The following is a 25,111-nucleotide window of genomic DNA, read 5'->3' on the forward strand; positions in this document are numbered from 1 at the left end:
TATAACTTTTTTGTTATATAACCTGCACGTTATGAAATTACCATAGTTTTTCACGCGAAGCAATTGTCATTTTAGACTAGATTCGGTATGATGAAACACGTTGAAAATGAACGGATTCCATTATTTTGATTTTCGTGAAACTCGAAAATCAAATCATTTTATAAAGAAAGGTGTGTTCTTTTGGAAAGATTGAATACGTTGAAACACGAATGGTTCGGAAATATCCAGGCCGACATTTTGGCCGGGATCGTCGTCGCCTTGGCGCTCATCCCGGAAGCCATCGCCTTCTCCCTCATCGCAGGGGTCAACCCGATGGTCGGGCTTTATGCCTCATTCATCATCGCCATGGTCATCTCGTTTGCCGGAGGTCGTCCGGCCATGATTTCGGCTGCGACCGGTGCGATGGCGCTCGTCGTCGTCTCGCTCGTTGCCGACCACGGTCTGCAGTATTTGCTTGCTGCCGGTATTTTGACCGGAATTATTCAAATCGTCCTCGGTTATCTCGGCATCGCCCGCTTGATGAAATTCATTCCCCGTGCCGTCATGGTCGGTTTCGTCAACGCACTTGCCATTTTGATTTTCCAAGCGCAATTGTCAAACTTTGAAGGGGAAAGCTGGATCATCTGGGCAATCGTCGCGGCGTCACTCGCCATCATCTTCTTGTTCCCACGTGTCACGAAAGCAATCCCTGCGCCGCTCGTCGCCATCGTCGTGATGACGATTCTCGCGATCACGCTAGGACTCGATACAAAAAACATCGGGGACATGGGCACGATTTCGGCGACACTTCCGGATTTCTTATTCCCGGATGTGCCGTTCACGCTTGAGACACTCATGATCATCTTGCCGTACTCGATCTCACTCGCGTTCGTCGGCTTGATTGAATCGCTCTTGACGGCCCAAATCGTCGATGACATGACAGGAACGGATTCGAATAAGAACCGCGAGTCGCGTGGTCAAGGGATTTCGAACATCATCGCTGGATTCTTCGGTGGGATGCCAGGATGCGCGATGATCGGTCAATCGGTCATTAACGTCTCCTCAGGTGCGCGTGGTCGTCTCTCGACATTCACCGCAGGACTCGCCCTCTTCATCATGATCATGACAATCAGTGATGTGCTTATGCTCATCCCTGTCGGCGCGCTCGTCGGTGTCATGTTCTTCGTATCGTATGCGACGTTCGACTGGGGCTCGCTCAAAGCGATGCGTACCGCTCAAAAGTCAGACACGGTCGTCATGCTCGTCACGGTCATCGTCACGGTCTTCACGCACGACTTGTCACTCGGTGTGCTCGGTGGAATTTTGACGGCTGCGATTTTGTTCGCTGCCAAAATTTCGAAAATCGACCTCGGTCGCCACGTCACGTCGCATCGCGTAGACTATACGGTAAACGGACAACTGTTCTTCGCTTCGACGTCTGAATTCGTCAACCAGTTCGATGTGACAGAAGACGTGGATGCAGGTGTCAATCAAGTCACCATCGATTTTGCGAATACGCATCTTTGGGATGACTCGGCCATCGGCGCCATTGATAAGGTCGTCTTCAAATACCGTGAAGTCGGGATTGAACCTGAACTTCTCAATTTGAATAAAGACTCTGAAAAACTGCTCAACACGCTCGCACTTCACTTGAAGCAACAAGACGCGAACGCGGGACATTGATTCGGCATTCCCCCGCTTCACCAAATCACCTATACTAAATGTAGAACGTGCGAAAGAGGAGGAGTTTTCATGGGAAAGGTATTTTTAGCGGCAGATGGTTCTGCCCACTCGAAACGTGCGCTTGAAAAGGCGATTCAACTCGCAAAGGCGTGCAATGCGTCGATTGACATCGTTCATGTCATCAGTGCGAAAGAATCGAAAGAGGCCGCCCTCAACTCAACAGGCAAAATCGACTTGGAAACGAAGCGGAAGCAGATGCTCAAACCGTTATTCGATTTGACGGAAGCTGAAGGCATTCCATACGAGTACATCGAACTCCGTGGTGAACCGGACGTCGAGCTCGTCAAATATGCGAACCACGAACCATACGAATATGTCGTCGTCGGGTCACGCGGATTGAACACGTTTCAAGAGTTCGTGCTCGGAAGCGTGAGTCATAAACTCGCCAAACGTGCACTCGCTCCTGTCATCATCGTTAAATGATTCATCTTCCCCATCTCATTGTGAGATGGGGATTTTTTGTGTCTCATACAGGGGACGCCTTGTTTGTGTAGAATGTGTAAGGACAGTCTATCTACCAAAGGAGGTTCTCGCTATGGACATCGCAAACGACCCGAATACACTTTTTCTCATCCTGTTACCTGTCCTCATCCTGCAACTCATCTTGCTCGTCGTCGCTTTGATTGACTTGTTCAAACGGGACATGACGAACGGCCCGAAATGGGTATGGCTCCTCGTCATCGTCTTCATCAACATTCTCGGCCCAATCATCTACTTCTTATGGGGACGGACGCCGCGATGAAAGTCACACAGTTAACCAAACGACTCGGTTCCTTCACGGCCCTCGATGATGTCAGCTTTGAGTTGCGCCCAGGATGTACCTCTTTACTCGGAGAAAATGGTGCCGGTAAGACAACGTTGTTGAACTTGCTCGCGCGAGTCACAGACCCGACGAGTGGTGATATGAGCGGACATGATCAGATTCGAGTTGGTTATTTGCCCCAGCGACCAGCCCTCTATCCATCCCTCACGCCAGTCGAGACAATTCGCTACGCCGCTGAATTGACGGGAACGAAACATGTCGATCCGGTCAATCTATTAAAGCGCGTCGGTCTCGAGCCGGTCGATCGCCCGGCCTCGAACTTATCGGGCGGGATGCGCCAGCGTCTCGGCATCGCCCAGGCACTCGTTCATGATCCTGAATTACTGTTACTCGACGAACCTGTCTCGGCTCTAGATCCACGCGGTCGACGGGAAGTCCTCGATTTATTGAGCGACTTGAAACGAGAGCGAATGATTCTCTATTCGACACACGTCCTCCCGGATGCAGAAGAAGCGAGCGACTGGGTGCTCTTGCTTCGACAAGGTAAACTACTAATGGAAGGCACGGTGACTGACTTGCTCGGGTCAAAATCAACGATTGAGTTACGTCTCTTCGACGACCCGACGAGCGGGACAGATTGGGAAACGTTGGCCGGTGTGCGTCATGTGACGAAGAATGGTTCGACGTGGACGTTTGAATCGACGGACCGGGACATCGCTGAACGTGCGATCTTGAACCGAATCCTTGAACTGAACGTCACCGTCCAATCGTTACACGTCGGGCATCCGTCACTCGAGTCCTTGTTCTTGGAGGTGAATGCCTGATGCGCACGGCAATCTTTAAACAAGAATGGCGGGAGTCGTGGGCGAACAAGCGACTCATCTGGATTCCGATTGCTCTCATGCTCCTCGCCTCGATGCAGCCGCTCACGCTTTATTTCTTACCAGATATCCTCGCTTCCGGCGGGAACTTACCGGATGGTGCCGTCATTGAAATTCCGACACCGACACCGGAAGAAGTATTGATTTCTGTCAGCGAACAGCTTCGCCAAATCGGGCTCCTCGTCATCTTATTGTCGGCGATGCATACGTTCAGCCATGAACGGACGAACGGGACCCTCGCCTGGCTCAAGTCGTTACAAATCCCGACGTCACGCATCGTCGTCAGTAAATGGGGACATTACGCCCTACTGACTGTCGGCGGCATCTTGCTCGCACAAACGGCAGCCGCCTATTATACGGTCATTTTATTCGACGCATTCGATTGGCTCGACTTTCTCATATCGACCACACTCCTCATCTGTCATTTCGTCGTTCAGTTATCGATTTTCTTCCTCATCGCCGCGATGTTGGAAAGTGGTGTCGTTGCGGTCGTATTGACGCTCGGTCTTCATTTCGTCATGTCTCTCATCATCGGATGGGTCGACCTCGATTGGATGCCTTGGATGCTCGGTCCGCTATCGAGTGAGGTGCTCCTGACAGAAGTAGATCTCATGTGGCCGCTCGTGACCGGGATGCTCGTCGTCATCCTCTCGCTTTATGTGGCGTCGAAGCGCCTTCGGTTTATGAGTCATTCGGCGTAAACGTCTGATCCTTCAATTGAATCCTTTGACTCAGCTTGACATTGGATAAATATGGGTATCTCTTCTGTATTCGTATGGAGGAGGTTCAATCGATGGCATGGAAAAGGAAAATCGGCATCGGATTTTTAATAGGTGCCTTATGGGTGAGTCCCCAACTCGTTTCCGCTGAAGGGTCGTTTCAACAGACCGAAGACGGGATCGTTTACACGTCGAGTGACGGGACGGTGTTGACGGGGTGGCAACAAATTGATGGCAACATATACTATTTCGATTCGGAAGGAATCCTTCTCACCGGATGGCAACAAATCGAAGAAGCTACATATTATTTTGAAACGGATGGTCGCCTCGTCACCGGCAGCTATTCCATCGACGGAACGACTTACACCTTCGGTGAAGACGGAAAACTGCTGACCGGATGGCAAGAACGAGACGGACTCCTCTATTACTACAACGAGACCGGTCTGCCCGTCACAGGATTTCAGACGATTGACGGCAAGCGCTATTATTTCTCAGACAAAGGCGTTCGCCTCTCCGGTTGGCAGCAAATTGCTGGCGCAAAGCACTACATCTTTTCAGACGGGACGATTCGTACCGGCATGTATACGCTCGGTGGAAAATCATATTTTCTGCTGAATGATGGTAAAGTCGCGACCGGATGGCAGACAATCAAAGCCCGTTCCTACTACTTTGGAAATGACGGAATCCGCCGCCAAGGCTTGGCCTGGGTCGGGAAAGACGTATATGGATTCCACCCGACTTACGGATACAGCCTGAAAGGGGCATATCGGTTGCGCGACCGCAATTACTTATTCGATTCAACAGGAAAGCGGCTATATGGGTTACAACGGATCAACGGCAAAACATATGGATTCCACCCTCAGTATGGTTATCGTCTAAAAGGGAAATTCAAGATGGGCAATGAAACATACTTCTTTCATTCGACCGGCGTCCAAGAGACCGGATGGAAATACTCGACACGCTATGAATACTTCGCCCCGGCGCTGACGAAGAAGACGGACTGGCAGCTGATCAAAGGACAGTGGTACTACTTCGATGCCAACGGACGTATGTACCAAAACAAACGTATCGGCAATGCCGCGTTTGATGCGAAAGGAGTCTATTCCCCTCGTCTATCGATGTATAAGATGAGCGTCCCTCTCTATCGGCAGTTCCCGATGGGGTACCCGTCCGGTTGTGAGTTCTTCTCACTCAAAATGGCGCTCGAAGAAAAGGGTCGTGCTGTCAGCGCATCGACCTTATACAACGAGATGCCGAAGAGTATGTGGAACGCGCGTTATGAGAATCGGTTATACCGCTGGGTCGATCCGAACGTCATGTTCACTGGCGACCCGCGCCGTACGTTAGGCAAGTACAAGAACTACGGCATTTACCCGAAAGGCATGATTGGATTTTCTAGTAAATATCGCCCGGTGAAAGACTTGTCGGGGCAAGGACTCGCTTCAATCGAACGTGAGCTGTCGATGGGCAACCCCGTCATCGTCTGGGCAAGTGTCGACTTCAATAAACCTTATGGCTATTTCAATTGGTACACTGCTTCAAACAAGAAGTTCACCGGATACGTGAATTACCACGTCATGTTGGCGACCGGTTATGACAAATCAAATCTATATATCAATGACCCATATCGCGGTCGACTCGTCGTCCCGAAATCGAAAGTGAGTGCCGTCATGGGCGCCACGGGATGGAAAGCGCTCTCGGTCAGATAAGTGGGAACGTGTCTTTCATGAGAGAGACACGTTTTTTGCTGTCTGATTAGGAGAATAGTACGAAAAACAGAAATATAAATTCCTATTTTTATTCATAAATATTGAAATTAAATTTCCTAATGATACACTCCCATTAAGTATTTGAAGCGCTTACATTTTCTAAGGAGGAACTCTCATGAAAAAATGGATTGGTGGTATGGCAGCATTGACGCTACTCTCGACTTCAATCGTCTTGCTGGATGCGGACGCAAAATCTGAACCGAAAAAGCCTAAGGTCGAGCTTGGTGTCGACCGCTTGATGGAGAATCCGGATATCTTGAAAGGAAAACGAGTCGGACTGATCACAAATCCGACCGGGATCAATGCGGAGCGGACAAGCATCGTCGATTTATTCGACCAGTCCGATGACTTTGAATTGACGGCACTATATGGACCCGAACACGGCGTTCGAGGGGATGCCCAGGCCGGCTCCACTGTCAGCTCTTACATCGATGAGGTGACAGGTTTGCCCGTATATAGTTTATATGGCGCTACGAAAAAACCGACTCCTGACATGTTAGAAGATGTGGATGTGCTCGTCTTTGACATTCAAGACGTCGGGACTCGCTATTATACGTATATCTACACGATGGCCTATGCGATGGAAGCCGCTGCCGAGAATGGGATTCCATTCGTCGTCCTCGACCGCCCGAACCCCCAAGGCGGACTTCGTGTCGATGGTCCGGTGCTCGACCCTGACTACGCCAGCTTCATCGGGCTCTATCCGATTCCCTTGAAACATGGGATGACCGTCGGCGAACTCGCACAGTTGTTCAACAGCGAGTATCACATTCAGGCTGACCTCGAAGTCGTCAAAATGAAGGGATGGAAACGTTCGATGATGTATGAGGATACGGGGCTTCCGTTCGTCATGCCGTCCCCGAACATGCCGACGACCGACACGGTCAACGTCTATCCTGCGACCGGATTGTTTGAAGGAACGAATTTATCTGAAGGACGTGGGACGACAAAACCGTTTCAACTGATTGGTGCCCCTTATATACAAGCACATGAGTATGCGAAAGAGCTGAACGACCTTGACTTGCCTGGTGTCGCCTTCCGGGCCGCTTCGTTCACGCCGACATTCTCCAAACACGCGGGCAAACTGACGCACGGGGTCGAGGTCTATGTCACCGATCCGACTCGATTCGAATCAACGAAAACTGGGATTGCGATGATTCAAACGGCACACGATTTATATCCGGACGACTTTGCGTTTCTTGCGAACGACTTCATCACGAAACTGACAGGAAACGCCTATGTGAAAGACATGATTCTCGAAGGAGCTCCGCTTGATGAAATCCTGACTAAAATCGAGGACGAACGGGACGCGTTCCTCCCGATTCGTAAAGACTACTTGATGTATAAGTGACAGAAGGATGGGCTCACGAAGAGTCCATCCTTATTGTAATGAAATGGTAAAACCAAAAATCGACCAAATAATATAGAATATAAGAAGTTAAACAAAAGGAGTCGATCCATTTGAAAAAAATCATGACTGCCTTTCTCTTGACCTTCATTGTGTCGCTATCGGCAACGTTGTCGCAACAACCCATTGTTGCACATGCGTATACGGAAGTATCGGTCAATACGAAAGGGTATGTGACGAATATTAGTAAATTATACGCGCGCCCGACACCATCGCTCGGTGCCCCACGACTGAATGCCATTCCTCGTGACGGCTCGATGCGCGTACGCACCACCTTTTTCGTGAATGGAGAGCGTTGGTACAAGATTCAATGGGGCAGCGGCTATGCCTATGTGCCTGGGGATTATGTCCGTTTGTCTACTGCCGAAGTTCGTTTCACGACTCCAACTTACGTCAAACCTTCGAGCGTGTACGTGAAGTCCGCGCCGCTGACGACTTCGTCGAACGTCAAATTTTTACGCCAAGGCACGGCACTCGAAACAATCTCGTATCGCTATACGGGAACGTCTCGATGGTATAAAGTCCGTTACGGCTCGTACGTCGGGTATCTTCAAGCCAAGCATGTCAGCTTCACGTCGCCAGTCAACGTGTTAACAGAGACGAACAAAGAACGACAGGCAGCCGGCTTATCGCTACTCGCCGCTTCGAACGAAGCAAACCGTGTCGCACAAGTCCGAGCGGATGAAATGGCTAGGACAGGTCAGTTCTCCCATACGTTGAAGGAGAACGGTACGCCTGGTGATACATTACGTGCCTATGGCGTGTCATACCGGGGATGGGGAGAAAACATCTATAAAGGCTCGAGCGATCCAGTCCGGGCAGTGGACGCCTGGATGAACAGCAGCGGTCACCGCGCCAACATCTTGAACGCAAACTATACACATCTCGGGATTGGGAAAGCGACCGATGCCCAAGGGTCGACCATTCACGTTCAAATCTTTTTGACGAAATAATCAATGGGAACCAGTCACGTCTGTGGCTGGTTTTTTCGTACAAAAAAGAGCGGGTTCGCACCCGCCCCACCTCTTATCTATTCATACCTCATGCTCTTTCACAAGCACACGAAAACGCGGTCGGACGGTCAATTCGATTGACGTCACGGTCCGCTTCCGGTCTTCCGCGAGGACGATCAACAGCTCCGCGTGGTCACGTCGGTCTTCTAAGATTTCGACCTTGCTGACGGTCCGAAGCAATTGGTAGTAAAGAAGTTCCCCGTCCCGGTCTTTCACATTGATTTCAAACTCGTGATAGCTCGGGGAAATTTTAAAGTAGAATGTCTCCTCTTTATTGGTGAATCGAAAAATCGACTCGTCATAGTAAAATGGTAACGTCGAATCCATCCGTTTCGGTTCGACTGTACAAAATGCAGACAGTACGATTTCGTCCGGGAATAACGCCCCCTCATGTTTATTGAATTGCCACCCTTTCATCCCAATCCCTCATTTCAACACAATAATTATCTGAATAATTAGATTATTGCACATTTTCATGAATCCGGACAGGTATATTCGTGACAATCCACGAACACCTTTGTGTAGAATGATGAGTCTTTCACATGAGAAAGGAGTACATCTATGTCGATCATCTCGCTCGATCATGTCACGAAACGGTTTGGAGATACTGTCGCCTTGAACGACCTCAGTCTGAACGTCGAAGAAGGAGAGTTGTTCGGCCTCCTCGGTCCGAACGGTGCCGGTAAGACGACGGCCATTTCCGTCATGTTGAATCTATACGAGGCGGATTCGGGATCCATTCGCATCTTTGGACAATCGATGCCAAAAGACGAACTGTCCATCAAGCGACGTGTCGGGATCGTCCCGCAGCACGTCTCCGTCTATGACCAACTGACCGTGTATGAAAACATTCAATTCTTCGCTGAATTATACGGATTCAGTCCAAAGGAAGCGCGACAAAAGACCGAGGCCGCGATTGCGTTCGTCGAACTCGATGCCCATCAAAAGAAACGCCCACCAGAACTGTCCGGCGGTCTCCTCCGCCGCCTCAACATCGCATGCGGAATCGTGCATGAACCGGAACTCATCTTCATGGATGAGCCGACCGTCGCCATCGACCCGCAATCACGAAACACGATCTTAGAGAATATCCGTGAACTGAACCGTCGTGGTGCCACCATCATCTATACGTCACACTACATGGAAGAGGTCGAGCTGCTCTGCGACCGTATCGCCATCGTCGACGAAGGAAAAATCATCGCTGAAGGGACACAAGATGAGCTGAAAGACCGCGTCATGACGCTCGAGACAGCCCGCATCAAAGTTGATGCGCTTACCCCGCACCTGCTCGAACGGCTCGATGCACTCGACCACGTCCAAAAAGTGCAATATGAGGAACCGTATATCGAAGTGTCGCTCGATAAAGATACGCCGCTCGCTCCGCTCCTGGATACGCTTCATCAGGAGCATGTTCACTTCACGTCCATCACGGTCGACCGTCCTTCCCTCAATACCGTCTTTTTGGCATTGACCGGGAAGACGCTCCGGGAATAGGAGGTCCTTTCATGTGGACATTTATCAAATATGATGTGAAACAGCGGCTCCAGGATCGTGCGACACTTTTTTGGATGCTCCTCTTCCCGCTCATCCTCATTTTCGGACTCGGGACGATGCTATCGGCCGTCTTCAGTGACACATTCAAACTCCCCGTCACGAACGTCGCGTACGTCGAAGCTTCAACCGACCAGTATCGAGAACCGCTCGAGAACTTTTTGAACGACGAAGACATTCAGGCGTTCATCCGCCTCGTCCCTTATGAAGACATCGCGTCAGCCGAACAAGGGGTGAACGATGGGGATGCAGACGTCATCTTACGGCTCGACGGCAGTGACCTCACGCTGTTATACGAAGAACCGACGACCGTTGAGTTTGACGTCCTTGAAGCCATTCTCAGTCAGTATACGGCAATCGCCAACCAACAGATTACGCTCGCGGAGTCTGGTCTTTCGGCCCCGTATGAGAATGAGGCGTGGCTTGATACAGAGAGCGTCGATTTAGCGGGGCGGACTCCGACATCGCTTGAATACTTCACTGTCACCATCTCCATCATGACCGCTCTGTTCGGGTCGTTCTATATCACGGCGATGGCACGAGAAGAACAGCCGAACACGGGTAGCTATCTACGGATTCAAGCCGCTCCTGTCCGAACGGTCCAATATCGGCTCGCACGGACGTTCAGCCGCTACGTCATTATTTTACTTCAGCTCATTTTGTTGTTCTGGTTCAGTCATTTCGTCTATCGGACGTTTGATTTGGCAAATATCCAGTTCGGTTATTTGATTCTTGCCTGGCTCGCCTTGACCGCGTATGGGGTTGCCATCGGGTTTGTCATCGTCAACCTGCCGAAGTTGAGTACGACGACAAAAGATGCGGTCGTCAACGGCTTCGTTGCCATCATCATGATTTTATCAGGGGGCTACGTTCCCGGATTCGATCAAGTGACGCTGAACTATGCACCATGGGCCGCGTATGTGTTCATGCCGATTTTCATGCGCGACGGGATGCTCGCCGTCATGCTTCGGGGAGGCGACATGAGCGTCTATTGGGAAAGCCTCGGTTTACTCGGGGTCCATCTGCTGATCTTCATCGTACTCAGCTATCTTCTGTCGAAAGGGGTGAGGCGCCATGGTACTCATTAGGCACGTCGCCAAACGGATGCTCCGAAAGAAAGGGCTCTGGGTATTCACGTTTGTCTCGATGTTTGGGTTTGCGCTCATCCTCTCCTTCGTAGGGGGGACGTCGAGTCTCAATGCGTCGATTGGCATTGTCGATGAGGACGGGGATATTCTCGCCGAGCGCCTCATCGAAGAAGCCGAACGTTTCGGTCGCGTCACCATGCTTGAGACGAGTGGCGAAGATGTCTTGTTAGAAGGAGAAGACATCGTGCTTCTCATTCCTGAAGATTTTACAGAGCAATCGTTCAACGGCGATATGCCTCGTCTCTCGTTCTCCGCAATTGCCGGCAGTGACGCTTCTTTAGTCGAACAGGCATTGAACGGTCACTTGTCACGTGAACGCCAGCTTCTTGAGGCGAGTGAATATGACGAAGCCACATTCACCCAACTCGCGACCGAGGAGACAGATAACGGATACACGCTCTCTAGTGAACCGTTCCAAGAGAGCGTCGCGACGACCGCACGCACACAAGCGTTTTTCGGTCTCTTGTCGTTCATCATGATGTCGACGTTCCTCCAGTTCATCCCGATGTTTGTCGCGGATGACCGGGACGAGAAGATTTATGCCCGCCTGTTCGCCTCACCGGTGTCACCACGGCGGTATTTCGCATCACTTCTTCTCGCCTTCTATCTCGTCGGCTTCGTCTATGTCATGCTGTTGATTGGCGTGAGTCTCGCGCTTTACGGCCAAGACGTGTGGACCCATCTCCCGACCGTCTTCGCCTTGTTCTCGGCCTACCTGCTCGTCTGTCTGGCATTTGGTGGCCTCATCGCGGTATTTGCGACGAATCGAGAGAAGGCGAACATCTTTCAAATATCGGTCACGATGGCATCCGCCATTACCGGAGGCGCGTTCATCAGTCTGCTTTGGTTACCAGATTCATTGAAACTCGTCGGACGCTTCCTACCGACCTATTGGCTAAATAACGGGGTCATCACGATGTACGAAGGACAGTTTCCGTTCCTCTCCATTCTCGTCATGATTGGCATGACCGCCGTCGTCTTCTTGTTGACGGTTCTCGTCTTGAAGAAGCGTCCACTCACCGTTTGAAAAAGCGAGTCCTCCCAAAATAAGAGAGGACTCGCTTGTTTATTGTTGTAGGGTTGGGACGACTTTTTCAAAGAAGACATCAACGAGCGTCGGGTCGAACTGCTTGCCCGCCTCTTGTTGAATGATGGCAAGCGCCTCATCAATCGTCTTCGCCTGTCGATAAGGACGCCCCGTCACCATGACGTCGAACGTGTCGGCGATCGAGATGATGCGGGAAGCGAGCGGAATCTCATATTCACTGATCCCTTTCGGATATCCTTTCCCGTCCCATCGTTCGTGATGGGCCAAAACAATTTCAGACAAGGCGACATATTCAGGAACCGTACTTAAAATGTTGTAACTGACCTCGGGATGTCGTTTGATTTCACGCCATTCAGGTTCCGTCAAAGCACCAGGTTTATCTAAAATATCGTTACTAATCGCTACTTTGCCGATATCGTGCAAAATGGCGGCCGTTCGGATTTCATTTACCTCTGCGCTCGTGAAGCCCATCGCTTCCGCGAGCTTCCCTGACAAATTGGCGACACGCTGAGAGTGCGCCTCTTCACGGGGAATCTTCTCATATAGTGTCCGCATGATCAGTTGAATCGAGTGGTGGCGGCGGCTTTGTTTCTCCGATACTTTATGGTGATACATCCGGTCTTCCGCTAAATTGAAGACGTCGGTTAATCCGATGGACGCGTCGTGCTTGACCGCCTCACCGAACGAGGCGGAAATCGGGAGCCCTTCTACAGTTCGTCCGAGGAAGAGTCGGCTCAAACGATCCGACAAGTGCTTCGCCTCGTCGAGTGTGGTGTTCGGCGAGATGACGACAAATTCATCTCCACCGATACGTGCCACTTCATCTTTCGCTCGCAACTCATTCCGTAAAATATTCGCCGCTTCGACGAGCAACCGGTCTCCAATTAAGTGTCCGAACGCGTCGTTCGTCAACTTCAGTCCGTTAATATCGATGACGATCAGTGACAATGGATAAAACGCATCGTCGTCATAACGTTCCAGCGCTTCTTCAAAGTACCGACGATTTTTTACCCCTGTCAACTGGTCGTGATAGCTTAAATACTCGATTTCTTTCTCGTACTTTTTCTTCTCTGTGACGTCACCAATATATCCGTGCCAGAGGACATGACCGTCAGCAATTTTCTCTGGGCGGGACGATCCTAAAATCCAAATTGTTCGTCCATCCTCGGTCAACACACGAAACTCCGCGTCCCATATCGTCAAGTTCCGATACGATTCATCAATCGACTGCATGACGTGAGGATAGTCATCTGGATGCATCCGTCGGAAGACGAGGCCGGCATCTGCCTGCACTTCTTCGGCAGTAATCCCTAACATGTCTTCAAAACCGCGACTGAAGAATGGGAAGTTGAAGCTACCGTCCGGCAACAACTCGAACTGATAGATGGCTCCCGGAATTTGGTCAGATAGTTTTGTCAACAGACGGTCCCGCTCGGCCAACTTCTCTTCCAACTGAACGCGATCCGTCACATCTTTCGCGACGGCGTAAATATAGTTCCCTTGAAGTTTACAATGCCATTCAATCGAACGATAGGTGTCATCAATCGTTCGGAAGCGATTGACAAAACGGAACAGTTCTCCCCGTTCCTCGAGTTCTGTAAAGCCCGCTTCTGTAATGACATCATCGTCTGGATGAATCAAGCTAAGAAAATCCATATTTTCAAGTTCATCAAGCGAGTAGCCAAGCACCCGTTCCCACGTATCATTCAAATGTAAGACTTGGCGTGTATTAAGCGCCATGATGCATTCCAGGTCAAGTGTCGCAAACCCATCGAACATCGACTTCTTCGTCTCCCCGACTTGGTGATCCGCTTTGACCAATTGTTCTAGCACATGGACAAGATACAACTCGACAAGACCAAGTCGATTCGCCACTTTCCCTTCTTGCATCACAATCGTCAAATCTCCATATAGTATCCCATCCTTCTCAATTTTGAAGAGGACGACCTCTCCAAGCGAGAAGATGCGGAGTAAGTTTTTGACGAGTCGTTTCGGAAGGGCACCGTCAATCAACGGATCAATCCCCTCAAACACAAGTGGATTCGGTTTACTGAACAGCTCCCGTCGTTGGTCGGTCATCGGCCACTTCTTCCCAACCGGGTGGAACCCTAACACATCGAGACTTCGTTCTAACATCTCGTCCATACCGGACAATGCGACCGTCGTATATGACTCGCCATCACTTTCCATCAAATTAAGTGCGACCGCCTTCGCCCCGGTGAAATCACGAATCTGATCAAGGAACTGTTGGTTCATCAATAAGTCGCTTCCCGTTGAAACGAAACGATGCGAGACGTTCACGAGCTGCTTCAAGGCATTATTTTCTTGAACATGTCGCGTGATGTCATGAAACATGACGGAGACAAAGCCTTTTCGTTCGCTGAACACGGACATTTCGAACCATGACTTGTTACGGCGAGAGAAGTGTTCAAACGTCACCGTACCGCCATCACTGACGACCCGTGCCACTTGAATCATCCACTCCCGCTCGCTATATTCAAAATCTTTCAATGCCGTCGACACTTTCTGCCCGATAAAATGTTTCCGTTTTCCCTTCATCATCTTCTCGAAGGCGGCGTTCACTTCAAAGAATTCATAGTCAATCGGCTCCGAAGCGTCGTCGTAAATCACTTTAAACTCGACGTAGCCTTGGGGCATATAACGCAACAATGTATCGTATGAAGAATGAATGGGGTTTGTCACGTCACTTCCTCCTCAGCAAATAAACTCAATACCTAGTTTACCTCATTTGTGATAGATTCCCTATTTTTTCCGAACTCATTCCCATCTTCTTATTATAAGTTTTTGTAAACTGCAGACAGCGTGCTTGTAACTTTCTCACTCGTTTGTTAGACTGTTTTCGAAAACCGATATCGAAATTCGATATGAAGGAGATGACACGTATGGAAGATCGCGTCCTGCGGAAACTGTTCCTCGGATTCATTCACATCCATATCTTGCATCATGCCGCTGAACATCCAGTGTACGGGGCATGGATGGTCGATGAGCTAAGGGAGCACGGATATGAAATCAGTGCCGGTACGCTCTATCCAATTTTGCACGGGATGGAGAAGGATGGCCTCCTCGTTCGCGAAAACGAGACCGTCGACGGACACGTCCGCAAAAATTACGTGACGACCGAAAAAGGGCTCTCGGTGTTACAAGAAGCCCGCCAGAAAGCTTATGAGTTATTCAAAGAAATTAAGGAGTGAAGATATGACGACACAACGTGTGACGTTCAAGACGTTACTAGAGATTTTATTCGTTTCAACCCGGCTCGGTCTGACATCGTTCGGCGGACCGGTCGCCCACCTTGGCTATTTCCATGAGGAATATGTGAGACGGCGCAAATGGATGGATGAGAAGGCATACGCCGACCTTGTCGCCTTATGTCAATTCTTGCCCGGTCCCGCGAGTTCGCAAGTCGGGATCGGCATCGGCATCGTTCGTGGCGGGATATTAGGTGGGATCACCTCGTTCATCGGCTTCACGACCCCGTCGGTCATCGCCCTCATGTTATTTGCTTTGGCACTGTCTGGTCTCGACGTCTCCGATGCCGGTTGGTTGTACGGATTGAAAGTCGTCGCCGTCGCCATCGTCGCCCATGCGATTTTAGGCATGGCGAGTAAGCTCACACCTGATCCGAAGACGAAGACGATTGCCTTCTTCGCACTTGCCGGCGTATTACTTTGGCAGACGACGTTCAGCCAAGTGCTCGTCATTCTCGTCGCTGCTGTCGCTGGGTTCTTGTTGTTCAAGCCAGATCGTCTCGATGCGAAATCAAGCACGTTCCCTATTTCAAAACGACTCGGTGCCGTCTTGCTGTCGGTATTCGGGGCACTTCTCATCATCTTACCGATTTTACGGGAAACGTTTGAAAATCAGGCGATTGCCTTGTTCGATAGTTTTTATCGCGCCGGTGCGCTCGTCTTCGGTGGCGGGCACGTCGTCTTGCCGCTTCTCGAACGTGAACTCGTCCCTGCAGGTTTCTTGAGTGAAGAAGCGTTCCTCGCAGGATACGGTGCCGCCCAGGCCGTTCCGGGACCATTGTTCACATTCGCTTCTTACCTCGGGACAGTCATCAATGGGATTCCGGGTGGGATTTTGGCGACGGTCGCTATTTTCTTACCGGCGTTCTTGCTCATTCTTGGGGCACTTCCGTTCTGGGATGCGCTTCGCCACAATCCGAAAGTCGCTGGAGCCTTAATCGGGGTGAACGCTGCGGTCGTCGGTATTTTGGTCGCCGCATTCTACAGCCCAATTTTCACAAGTACCGTCAACGGCGCGGTCGACTTCGTCTTTGCCGCTTTCTTGTTCGTCATGATTGCCTACTGGAAATTACCACCTTGGGCACTTGTCATCGCTGGCGTCATCGGTGGTATGTTAATCAATATGGTGTAATCACTAAGGGACATCGCGTCCCTTTTTTTGTGGATTTTTTTGCTCATTTGATTGTTAATCTTTTGAAACCATTCCCTCTCGCCCACTCGTTATACTGAAGAATGGATTCTAAAAAAAGGGAAATGTCCGCTTTGACTAGAAAGGAAGTGGGGGCATGAAACCACTTAAACATACAACGTATATGCCCGGTCTGGACGGCTTACGCACATTCGCTGTTTTGACTGTCATTTTATATCATTTAAACGTACCTTACATATCCGGGGGATTCCTCGGTGTCGATGTCTTCTTCGTCCTGTCCGGTTATTTGATTACCGGTATTCTCATTCGAGAGTGGACGAAGACCGGCACGATCGACTTGAAAAGATTCTATATCGCCCGTTTCCGTCGACTGCTCCCGGCGCTCGTCTTGATGTTGTCTCTCGTGATGACATACGTCACGCTCTTTGACCGCTCGTTGCTTGAGACGGTACGGCAAGATTCACTCGCTGCGCTCGCTTACGTGAACAACTGGTGGTACATCTTCCATGAAGTGTCATATTTCGAGAGCTTCGGGAAACCGTCACCGCTTCAAAACTTATGGTCCCTCTCCATCGAGGAACAGTTTTACGCGGTCTGGCCGCTCATTCTACTCGTCGGCCTCGCCTTCCGGAAACGGTTGCTTCAATTTGTCGCAGCACTCTTACTCGTCTCGGCGGCATGGATGGCGTTCCGCTACGTTCCAGAAGCGGACCCGAGCCGTGTCTACTACGGGACGGATACACGCCTGTTCGGTCTGCTCCTGGGTGTCATGCTCGCATTTGGCTGGCGACCAGATACGTTCAAAGCGGTCATTCCAAACATCGGACGACATATTTTGAACGTGGCTGGTGCGATTTCTCTCATCGGAATCGTCGGGATCATCGTCACGGTGAATGCGTATGACGCGTTTCTCTATTATGGAGGCTTCTTGCTCGTTGCCTTCTTGTCCGCAATCTTGATTGCCGCCGTCGCCCATCCGGCGACGATCTGGTCACGCCTATTTGGAAGCGCTTGGCTTCGTGTGATCGGCACGCGGACGTACGGGATTTATTTATGGCACTATCCGGTCATCATCTTGTCGACACCGCTCGAACGACTTGGAACGTTTTCACCGCTCCTTGCGGTCGGTCAGGTCGCACTCACGCTGTTGATCGCCGAGTTGTCGTATCGCTATATCGAGACACCGATTCGTCGGAACGGATTCATCGCCTCGTTCCGTCAACTCGTCTCGACACCGACGCACCCAAGTGCCCGTTTCGCGGCCACGGCTTGTGCGACGGCACTCTCACTCGTACTTGTCGGCAACTTGACCATCTTGGCCTTCTCTGAATCGAAGCCGGCACAAGATGAGATTCCGATTGTAAAAGTGCCGATGCCAAAAGAAGAGACACCTGACGTGCCAAAAGAACCTGAAACGGACGATTCGGAAGAAGCGACCACAGACGTGACGCCTCCACCAACTGAAACGCCAGAAGAAAAGAGTTGTCCACCGGCCCTTGCGATTGGTGATTCGGTCATGCTCGGGTTGAACGAATACTTGGCAGATGCGTTTCCGAATATGACCATCGATGCTGAAATCGGACGCCAAGTCCGTGATGCCATTCCTGTCGCATCTCAGTATGCATCGTATAACGCGCCAGGACATGTCGTCTTCCTTCACCTCGGAACGAACGGGGCGTTCAAAATGGAACAACTCGACACGCTCCTCAAGCAGTTCGAGCGAGCGGACCATATTTATTTGATCAATACCCGCGTCCCTCGTCCGTGGGAGAGCGAGGTCAATGAGAAGCTCGCTCGTGCAAGTGAGCTTCATGAGAACGTCTCCCTTATCGATTGGCATGGTCAATCCGTCGGGAAGGAATCTTATTTTGAGAGCGACGGCGTCCACTTAAATGTGGAAGGCGCCGAAGCGTTCGGTGAGGTCTTAAATCAAGAAATCGGCTGTCAATCAAACTAGGCTCTTGCGGATGCAAGAGCCTAGTTTTTATCTTTGAATAGATAGCGGACGAGTAGTTTCACATAAGCCAATACTTCACGGATCACGTATCGCCCTTTTGCTAGTGGCGGAGTCGGTGCATACAAGGCATCGCTCTCGAGTTGGAAATAGAGCTTCGCAATGAGACGGGCCCGCGGGACATGAAAGTCATTCGTCACGATGGTGAGCCCTGTCTCGCCTTGCCAAAACGATTGACTGTGCCGAAAGTTCTCGATTGTCGAGGTAGAGGTCGCTTCAACATGGATTCGGTGTGGATCAATGCCACGCGCCATCAGTTCCCGTTCGATCACAAGTGCCTCGGCCATGCCTTCGTCTGGCCCTTGTCCCCCAGTTGCAATGAGTTCTACAGTTGGATGCGCCTTCGCATAATCAGCCGCGACGTCAATCCGATGACGGAGCGCTCTCGATGGCGAGGTGCCGTTGACCTTTGCTCCAAGAATCAATACGAAGCGATAATCCCCCGCTGCATTCGTTCTCATATGGTCACCTACATTTCATACTTTCTCTTTTAACCATACTCTAAAGAAAGAAACGAATGCACGCATTCGGCACTTTTACAAATTTAAGTAAATATGTTGGGATTAATATGAAATAAGATTCCAAATATCCAAAAAATGTTTTATGATAATGGTAATGAGACTTTGAAAGGAGGATAGGTGACCCATGACTGATTCTGATAAATGGTTATCCACCCGCTTCTTATATACACGTGATGCACGACTGTTCGCAGAGATTGAAGTCATTGAGCTCGATCCGTCACACTATAAGTTCGTCATTCATCCGACACCACTTGGAGCCGATGAATCGTCTTATATGCGACAAGGTCCTCTCGACTCGGATCACCTTCCTTCTGCGTTCGCCGATGTGAGTCGTGTGTATGCAAGACAGCTTGATTGTTTACGTGCCGCAACCCGACTCGTTTCATCGATTGGACCGGCCCGCTTTACCGCTCACTAAAAAACGTTTAGAGTGACGTCATGTCACTTTAAGCGTTTTTTCGTATCACTTTGCTGATACATAATTGTTACAGTTACAGAAGCAAATATATGGTAGAATGAGACTCGGATTAATCTAGTAACAAAGGAGTTCTCTATGCAAAACTTAAACGTTGATTCTCATAAACAGGACCCCCGCTCCAATCGAAAAAGACGCAATCATCCAAAAATCATCCTTCAACTCGTATTGATTTTATCCTTTGTCGCCTTTTTAGTCGGAGGCGCCTATTTGACGCTCTCTTCTGAGAAACGAGACGTGTCTGACATGGAAAACCGCAAACTTGCACAAAGCCCGAATTCTCCTACATTTGCACACATCATGTCAGGTTCATATATGAAACAAACGGAGTCTTTCGTCACCGACCAAATCTTCAATCGCGATGCTTGGATCAGCTTAAACGCCTTTTTAAATAAAGATGTCTTTAAGCAAACCGTCAAAAACGGGATTTACGTGTCAGATGACGGGACGATGGAATCTCCGATGAAAGAGTCGATTGATACGGATACGCTCGTGAACGACTTGACGACGTTTACGTCCCGCCTTGAAGAGCGTGGCACCGAGGTGTATTTCGGACTCGCTCCGAACAAAGCTTCGATGGCGAACGTCGAACCTCACATGCCAGACTATATGGGCAACGAAGCCCCTCGTATTTACAAAACGGTCCGTGATCAATTGACGACAGTGCCTGGTCTGAACGTGATGGACTATCGGAAGTCATTGAACGAAGCGCAACAGTTAAGTGACGTCTTCTTCAAGACCGACTATCACTGGAACATGAACGGGGCCTATGCGGCTTACGCACAGACGGTCAACACGATGTCGAAAGATCATCCTGAAATGGGTCTAACCTTAAAACCGAACCAGCTTCGGACGAAAACGCACGAACAACCTTACTACGGTTCGTACGCACGAAGCACGACACTCCAATACGTGAAAGATGGTGACACGTTCGAATGGATGGTACCGAAAGAAGGCTTCACGCCGAGTTCGGTCTGCTTCAATCGGGCGACACCTTGTAAACCGATCACGAGCATCATCAACAAAAAGCCGCTCAAATCGGAAGAAACGTATACGGAGATGTATTCGCTCTTCCTCCATCGGAACTGGCCAATCGTGACGATGGACCAGGAACAACCGGTCAATGACACACGGACGCTCATCTTGAAAGACTCATATGCGAATCCGATGCTCACCTTGTTACCCGAGCATTTCGGACATGTATCGGTCATCGATGTCCGACACTTCGAGGAATCTTCCATCGAATCGTATGTGAATGAAAACGACATCGACGTCGTCTTGTTCATCCATAACGTCAACTTGAACGAGTTCGTGAACCTGTATCATGAAAAATTGAATGAACCCACATAAAAAGTCGTTCTCCATTGTGAGAACGACTTTTTCGTTAGAATCTGAAATAAATAAACGGGTTAAAGCTACTCGCGACGACATACGAAATCGCAAAGATAAAGATGGTTGCCAAGAATCCGATGCGCATGAAGCCAGCCGTGTAGTTGACCCACAATTTTCTACTGTTTTGTTCAAGCAGGAGCACCTTCTCGCCGAACCATTTCGGAATCGGTGTCGCAGCAATCATCGCAATGGATAAAATCACCCCGTATTGAACGAAGTAGAACATTGCTTCATGATCCCATACCGGTCCACCGTTCAAATGGAACATCGCAGACAAGTACGAAAGCGCATATGGGAAGTTATCGGCTCGGAAGAAGACCCAACCGATGATGACAACAAATAGCGTGAACGCATGCGCAAGTGCCGCCGGGAGCGCTTTGAGCCAAGCACCGAGGAACGCCCGCTCCAACATGATGAATACGCCATAGTAGGCGCCCCATGCGATGAACGTCCAGCTCGCACCGTGCCAGACACCGGTCAGTACCCAGACGACCGCTAAGTTGCGATAGAGCTTCCACGCACTGCCTCGATTCCCGCCAAGCGGGATGTATACGTAATCTCGGAACCAGCTACCGAGTGAGATATGCCAGCGCCGCCAAAATTCAGAGACGGACTTCGAGATGTACGGATAGTTGAAGTTCTCGAGGAAGTGGAACCCAAACATCCGACCTAACCCGATGGCCATATCGGAATACCCGGAGAAGTCAAAGTAGATTTGGAGCGAATAGGCGATAATTCCAATCCAGGCGAGCCCCATCGACATGTTGTCTGTACTTTGTGAGAAGATCTGGTCTGCCACATATCCAGCATTGTTCGCGAGAAGCATCTTTTTCGCCAAACCGATGACAAACCGTTGCACCCCGCTCGCAAAGTCATCCATCGTCTCTTTACGATCATTGATCTCATCTGCGACCGTCTGATAACGGACAATCGGTCCGGCAATCAATTGCGGGAATAAGGAGATGTATAAAGCAAGGTCGAGAGGGTTCCGTTGAACTTTCCCATCCTTCCGGTATACATCGATCACATAACTCATCGCTTGAAAGGTGAAGAAAGACACACCGATCGGAAGTGGAATTTTCGGGTCGGTCAATTCGAGCCCCGTGATGGCGTTCACGTTTTCAATGATGAAGCTCGTATATTTGAACACAGACAACAGGAGTACGTTGGCCGCGACCATGAGCCCGACGATCCACTTCGCTTTCTTCTTTTCTTCCCGATAGCGGTCAACATAGATTCCGAACAAATAGTTCATCACAATCGATGTCAGCATAACGGCTGTATAAATCGGTTCTCCCCAAGCGTAAAACAAGAGACTGGCAATCAGCAGGATCGTGTTTTTCAAAAAACGTGGAGATACATAGTATAAGATCAAAACAATCGGTAAAAACCAAAATAAAAAAATCGTTGAACTGAAAAGCATGGATTCCCTCCTTTCTCAAAAAAAGAATAGACTGCCCCGAGGGACAGTCTATCATCAATCAACGTGTGAAACGTTCGACGATTGCGTCGACGATTCGGCGTGACGCCTCCCCGTCCCCGTAAGGGTTAGACGCTTTTGCCATACTCTCATATGCGGCTTGATCCGATAACAACTCATCAGCGAGTCCGAAAATGACTTCTTCCTCGACTCCAGCGAGTTTCAACGTTCCTGCTGCAACGCCTTCCGGACGTTCTGTCGTGTCACGAAGAACGAGAACCGGTACACCGAGTGATGGTGCTTCTTCTTGTACGCCACCTGAATCCGTCAAGATGAGGTGCGAGCGTGATGCGTAGTTGTGGAAATCAAAGACATCGAGCGGTTCAATCAAGTGAACGCGGTCTAAATCATTTAAGATTTCACCAGCAAGTTCGCGTACGATCGGGTTCATGTGAACCGGGTACACGACTTCGATGTCATCATACTTTTCAATCAAACGACGAACCGCGCGGAACATGTTGCGCATCGGCTCTCCAAGGTTTTCACGACGGTGTGCCGTCAAGAGGACGAGACGCTTGTCTTGACCTGTGATTTTGTTGAGCAATTCACTGTCGTAGTCATCTTGCACTGTCGTCTTCAAGGCATCGATTGCCGTATTCCCTGTCACGAAAATATCGGCTTCTTTCTTGTTCTCACGAAGCAAGTTTTCAGCTGATGTGTCCGTCGGAGCGAAATGAAGGTCTGCCATGACGCCTGTCAATTGACGGTTCATTTCCTCAGGGTAAGGTGAATACTTGTTGTATGTGCGAAGCCCTGCTTCTACGTGACCGATTGCAATCTGGTTATAGAATGCAGCGAGTGATGCCGCGAACGTCGTCGTCGTATCACCGTGAACGAGAACGATATCCGGTTTCGCTTCTTTCATGACTTCATCAAGTCCATGAAGGACACGTGTCGTCACATCGAAGAGCGTTTGGTTTTTCTTCATCACGTCCAAATCATAGTCCGGTGTGATTTTGAAAAGTTGAAGGACTTGATCGAGCATCTCACGATGTTGAGCTGTGACGACGACAATCGGTTCGATCCCTTCACGTTGTTTGAGCTCTAACACGAGCGGGGCCATTTTGATAGCCTCAGGGCGTGTACCGAATACGGTCATAACTTTAATCATACAGATTCTCCTTTAAGCGTTTTTCGTGGCAAGATAATCGTCTCACCGACGTCATCTTGGTCCACAATCGTCGTACGTTGCGCCATCTTCTGTTGCTTGAATTCCGATTGACGCTTCGCATCCAACGTGCGGAACCATTTCAAGAATTTCATATACTCGTCTGCGACCTCATCCACGGGTCCGTATTCGCGAATCTCTCCGTACTCGAGCCAGATGGCTTGTGTACAGAATTGACGCACTTGGGAAACCGAGTGACTGATGAAGAAGATTGTCTTCCCTTGATCTTTGAACTCGTTCATCTTGACGAGACATCGATCGGTGAACGTTTGGTCCCCAACGGACAACGCTTCATCGATGACGAGGATATCAGGGTCGATGTTGATGGAGATGGCGAAGCCAAGACGTGACTTCATCCCGCTCGAGTACGTTTTAACCGGTTGATCGATGAAATCGCCGATATCGGCAAACTCGATAATTTCCGGGGTAATGTCTTTGATTTGCTGCTTGTTCATCCCGAGCATGAGACATTTCAGTTCAATGTTCTCCATCCCCGTCAAATTGCCGTTCAATCCAGAAGAGATGGCAATCAATGACGGTTTGCCTCGAAGCTCGATCCGTCCGTGTGTCGGTGGAATCACGTCAGAGAGAAGGTTCGACATCGTCGATTTCCCAGAACCGTTAATTCCTAAAATCCCGACCACCTCTCCGGGCGGAACTTCAAACGTCACGTTACGAAGCGCATAAAACTGTTTCCCGTTCGCACGGTTGAACAAGACTTCTTTCAATTTGTCACTTTGCTTACGATACAACGTGTATCGCTTCGAGACATTTTCGAATTTGACTTGATAGCTCATACGTCACTGCTCCTTAAATATAGTCGATAAAGTAGCGACGGAAACGCACGTGAATCGCTGAACCAATGAGGAACGTCACGAAGGTGAAGCCCCAGAAGTAAAGACCATAAGTGAGATTTTGCATAATCCAATCCGTTCCGAGGAACATCGAGCGATAGCCTTCCACGAGGTAATAGAGCGGATTGGCCATCAAAATCAATTCTAGTTTCCCGGACGGTTGCCAAAAAATCGGTAATAGATACAGCATCATCCGAATAATTTGTGACAGCAAATTTTGAAAATCTCGGATGATTGTGGCTAATGCGGAAGTCAACAATGCGAACGCATATAAAAACGCAAGCGCACTAAACAGTAAGTACGGGAGGAACAAGATGTTCCATCCTTCACTGATCCCAAACGCCATCATTAAGATAAAGGCGATGACGACCATGGCCACGTGTCGGTATAGCTCCGACAAAATGACATAGGCCGGAATCGTACTGATTGGAAAACTCATCTTCGAGACGAGGGCAATCTTAGAAAAAACGGATCGAGATCCGCTGACAATGGCCGGTCCAAAGAAGAACCATGGCACAATCCCTGAGACGAGCCATGGTAAGAACGGGACATCCCCAACGTCTCGACCCGCACGTAAACCGAATCCGAAGACGAGCCAATAGATGGCGATTTGAATAATTGGTGTGATGATTTCCCACAAGTAGCCAAAATACTGCATCGAGTAACGACTTTTCGTTTCATAAACAGAGAGTCTCAAAATGAGATAGAGACTCTCCCAAAGTTCAATGAAAACTTGTTTCGATGCTTTGATCATATTGGGCACCTA

22 protein-coding genes and 1 pseudogene are annotated in these 25,111 nt (G+C 49.7%); 16 read left to right on the plus strand and 7 right to left on the minus strand.

Annotated features, from left to right (window positions below; all coding sequences use genetic code 11):
• Nucleotides 1-180: 180 nt before the first annotated feature.
• The 8 genes from KNP62_RS05675 (at nt 181) to KNP62_RS05710 (ending at nt 8,215) form a co-directional block, all read left to right on the plus strand.
• A complete protein-coding gene (locus tag KNP62_RS05675; protein WP_214784154.1) occupies nt 181-1,662 on the plus strand; it encodes a SulP family inorganic anion transporter in 1,482 nt (493 codons plus the stop codon).
• A gap of 69 nt (nt 1,663-1,731) precedes the next feature.
• Nucleotides 1,732-2,145, plus strand: a complete 414-nt coding sequence (locus KNP62_RS05680) for a universal stress protein (RefSeq protein ID WP_214784157.1) — start codon at nt 1,732-1,734, stop codon at nt 2,143-2,145.
• A 112-nt stretch (nt 2,146-2,257) separates the two neighbouring features.
• Nucleotides 2,258-2,464 (plus strand): PLD nuclease N-terminal domain-containing protein, encoded by a 207-nt coding sequence (locus KNP62_RS05685; RefSeq protein WP_078147432.1) that lies wholly within the window; start codon nt 2,258-2,260, stop codon nt 2,462-2,464.
• Nucleotides 2,461-3,309 (plus strand): ABC transporter ATP-binding protein, encoded by an 849-nt coding sequence (locus KNP62_RS05690; RefSeq protein ID WP_214784159.1) that lies wholly within the window; start codon nt 2,461-2,463, stop codon nt 3,307-3,309. The genes KNP62_RS05685 and KNP62_RS05690 overlap by 4 nt, the downstream gene beginning before the upstream one ends.
• Nucleotides 3,309-4,067, plus strand: a complete 759-nt coding sequence (locus tag KNP62_RS05695; RefSeq protein WP_214784161.1) for an ABC transporter permease — start codon at nt 3,309-3,311, stop codon at nt 4,065-4,067. Before KNP62_RS05690 ends, KNP62_RS05695 begins: the two co-directional genes overlap by 1 nt.
• 92 nt (nt 4,068-4,159) lie before the next feature.
• Nucleotides 4,160-5,794, plus strand: coding sequence for a C39 family peptidase (locus KNP62_RS05700; RefSeq protein WP_214784163.1), 1,635 nt, complete (start codon nt 4,160-4,162; stop codon nt 5,792-5,794).
• Between the two features lie 175 nt (nt 5,795-5,969).
• Nucleotides 5,970-7,205: an exo-beta-N-acetylmuramidase NamZ family protein gene (locus KNP62_RS05705; protein WP_214784165.1), complete on the plus strand. Its 1,236-nt coding sequence runs from the start codon at nt 5,970-5,972 to the stop codon at nt 7,203-7,205.
• Nucleotides 7,206-7,315: 110 nt separating this feature from the next.
• A complete protein-coding gene (locus KNP62_RS05710) occupies nt 7,316-8,215 on the plus strand; it encodes a CAP domain-containing protein (protein WP_214784167.1) in 900 nt (299 codons plus the stop codon).
• 81 nt (nt 8,216-8,296) lie between these two features.
• On the opposite strand, the gene KNP62_RS05715 is transcribed toward KNP62_RS05710, so the two are convergent.
• Nucleotides 8,297-8,692, minus strand: coding sequence for a hypothetical protein (locus KNP62_RS05715; protein ID WP_214693899.1), 396 nt, complete (start codon nt 8,690-8,692; stop codon nt 8,297-8,299).
• Nucleotides 8,693-8,836: 144 nt separating this feature from the next.
• Here KNP62_RS05715 and KNP62_RS05720 point away from each other — a divergent pair, with 144 nt between their 5' ends.
• Genes KNP62_RS05720 through KNP62_RS05730 form a run of 3 tightly spaced genes read left to right on the plus strand, consistent with a single transcriptional unit; the run spans nt 8,837 to nt 12,001 of the window.
• Nucleotides 8,837-9,769: an ABC transporter ATP-binding protein gene (locus KNP62_RS05720; RefSeq protein ID WP_214784170.1), complete on the plus strand. Its 933-nt coding sequence runs from the start codon at nt 8,837-8,839 to the stop codon at nt 9,767-9,769.
• An 11-nt stretch (nt 9,770-9,780) separates the two neighbouring features.
• Nucleotides 9,781-10,914, plus strand: coding sequence for an ABC transporter permease (locus KNP62_RS05725; RefSeq protein ID WP_214784173.1), 1,134 nt, complete (start codon nt 9,781-9,783; stop codon nt 10,912-10,914).
• Nucleotides 10,901-12,001, plus strand: a complete 1,101-nt coding sequence (locus KNP62_RS05730) for an ABC transporter permease (protein WP_214784175.1) — start codon at nt 10,901-10,903, stop codon at nt 11,999-12,001. Before KNP62_RS05725 ends, KNP62_RS05730 begins: the two co-directional genes overlap by 14 nt.
• 39 nt (nt 12,002-12,040) lie before the next feature.
• On the opposite strand, the gene KNP62_RS05735 is transcribed toward KNP62_RS05730, so the two are convergent.
• A complete protein-coding gene (locus tag KNP62_RS05735) occupies nt 12,041-14,725 on the minus strand; it encodes an HD domain-containing phosphohydrolase (protein WP_353047517.1) in 2,685 nt (894 codons plus the stop codon).
• 200 nt (nt 14,726-14,925) lie between these two features.
• On the opposite strand from KNP62_RS05735, the gene KNP62_RS05740 reads away from it, so the two are divergent.
• From KNP62_RS05740 to KNP62_RS05750, 3 genes are all read left to right on the plus strand, one after another.
• Nucleotides 14,926-15,234: a PadR family transcriptional regulator gene (locus tag KNP62_RS05740; protein ID WP_074036378.1), complete on the plus strand. Its 309-nt coding sequence runs from the start codon at nt 14,926-14,928 to the stop codon at nt 15,232-15,234.
• A gap of 4 nt (nt 15,235-15,238) precedes the next feature.
• Nucleotides 15,239-16,423, plus strand: a complete 1,185-nt coding sequence (gene chrA / locus KNP62_RS05745) for a chromate efflux transporter (protein WP_214784178.1) — start codon at nt 15,239-15,241, stop codon at nt 16,421-16,423.
• Nucleotides 16,424-16,577: 154 nt separating this feature from the next.
• Nucleotides 16,578-18,398, plus strand: coding sequence for an acyltransferase family protein (locus KNP62_RS05750; RefSeq protein WP_214784181.1), 1,821 nt, complete (start codon nt 16,578-16,580; stop codon nt 18,396-18,398).
• 20 nt (nt 18,399-18,418) lie between these two features.
• Here the strand turns inward: KNP62_RS05750 and KNP62_RS05755 are convergent, their stop codons facing one another.
• A complete protein-coding gene (locus KNP62_RS05755; RefSeq protein WP_214784183.1) occupies nt 18,419-18,916 on the minus strand; it encodes a YdcF family protein in 498 nt (165 codons plus the stop codon).
• A 184-nt stretch (nt 18,917-19,100) separates the two neighbouring features.
• Between KNP62_RS05755 and KNP62_RS05760 the strand changes: the two genes are divergently transcribed.
• A complete protein-coding gene (locus tag KNP62_RS05760; protein WP_074036371.1) occupies nt 19,101-19,394 on the plus strand; it encodes a hypothetical protein in 294 nt (97 codons plus the stop codon).
• A 135-nt stretch (nt 19,395-19,529) separates the two neighbouring features.
• The gene (locus tag KNP62_RS05765; protein WP_214784186.1) at nt 19,530-20,801 is read left to right on the plus strand and encodes an alginate O-acetyltransferase AlgX-related protein; all 1,272 of its coding nucleotides are present in this window, start codon (nt 19,530-19,532) and stop codon (nt 20,799-20,801) included.
• Nucleotides 20,802-20,835: 34 nt separating this feature from the next.
• Here the strand turns inward: KNP62_RS05765 and KNP62_RS05770 are convergent, their stop codons facing one another.
• The 4 genes and pseudogenes from KNP62_RS05770 to KNP62_RS05785 form a co-directional block, all read right to left on the minus strand.
• Entirely contained in the window at nt 20,836-22,266 is a 1,431-nt protein-coding gene (locus KNP62_RS05770; RefSeq protein ID WP_214784189.1) for an MBOAT family O-acyltransferase, read from the minus strand.
• 58 nt (nt 22,267-22,324) lie between these two features.
• Nucleotides 22,325-23,434, minus strand: coding sequence for a non-hydrolyzing UDP-N-acetylglucosamine 2-epimerase (gene wecB, locus KNP62_RS05775; RefSeq protein WP_074036365.1), 1,110 nt, complete (start codon nt 23,432-23,434; stop codon nt 22,325-22,327).
• Between the two features lie 77 nt (nt 23,435-23,511).
• A pseudogene (tagH, locus tag KNP62_RS05780) lies at nt 23,512-24,288 on the minus strand (teichoic acids export ABC transporter ATP-binding subunit TagH); the annotation flags it as partial.
• 13 nt (nt 24,289-24,301) lie between these two features.
• Nucleotides 24,302-25,099: an ABC transporter permease gene (locus KNP62_RS05785; protein WP_214784192.1), complete on the minus strand. Its 798-nt coding sequence runs from the start codon at nt 25,097-25,099 to the stop codon at nt 24,302-24,304.
• Between the last annotated feature and the right edge of the window lie 12 nt (nt 25,100-25,111).

Origin of the sequence: Exiguobacterium sp. s183, assembly GCF_018617655.1 — a bacterium.
Classification (GTDB): domain Bacteria; phylum Bacillota; class Bacilli; order Exiguobacteriales; family Exiguobacteriaceae; genus Exiguobacterium; species Exiguobacterium aestuarii_A.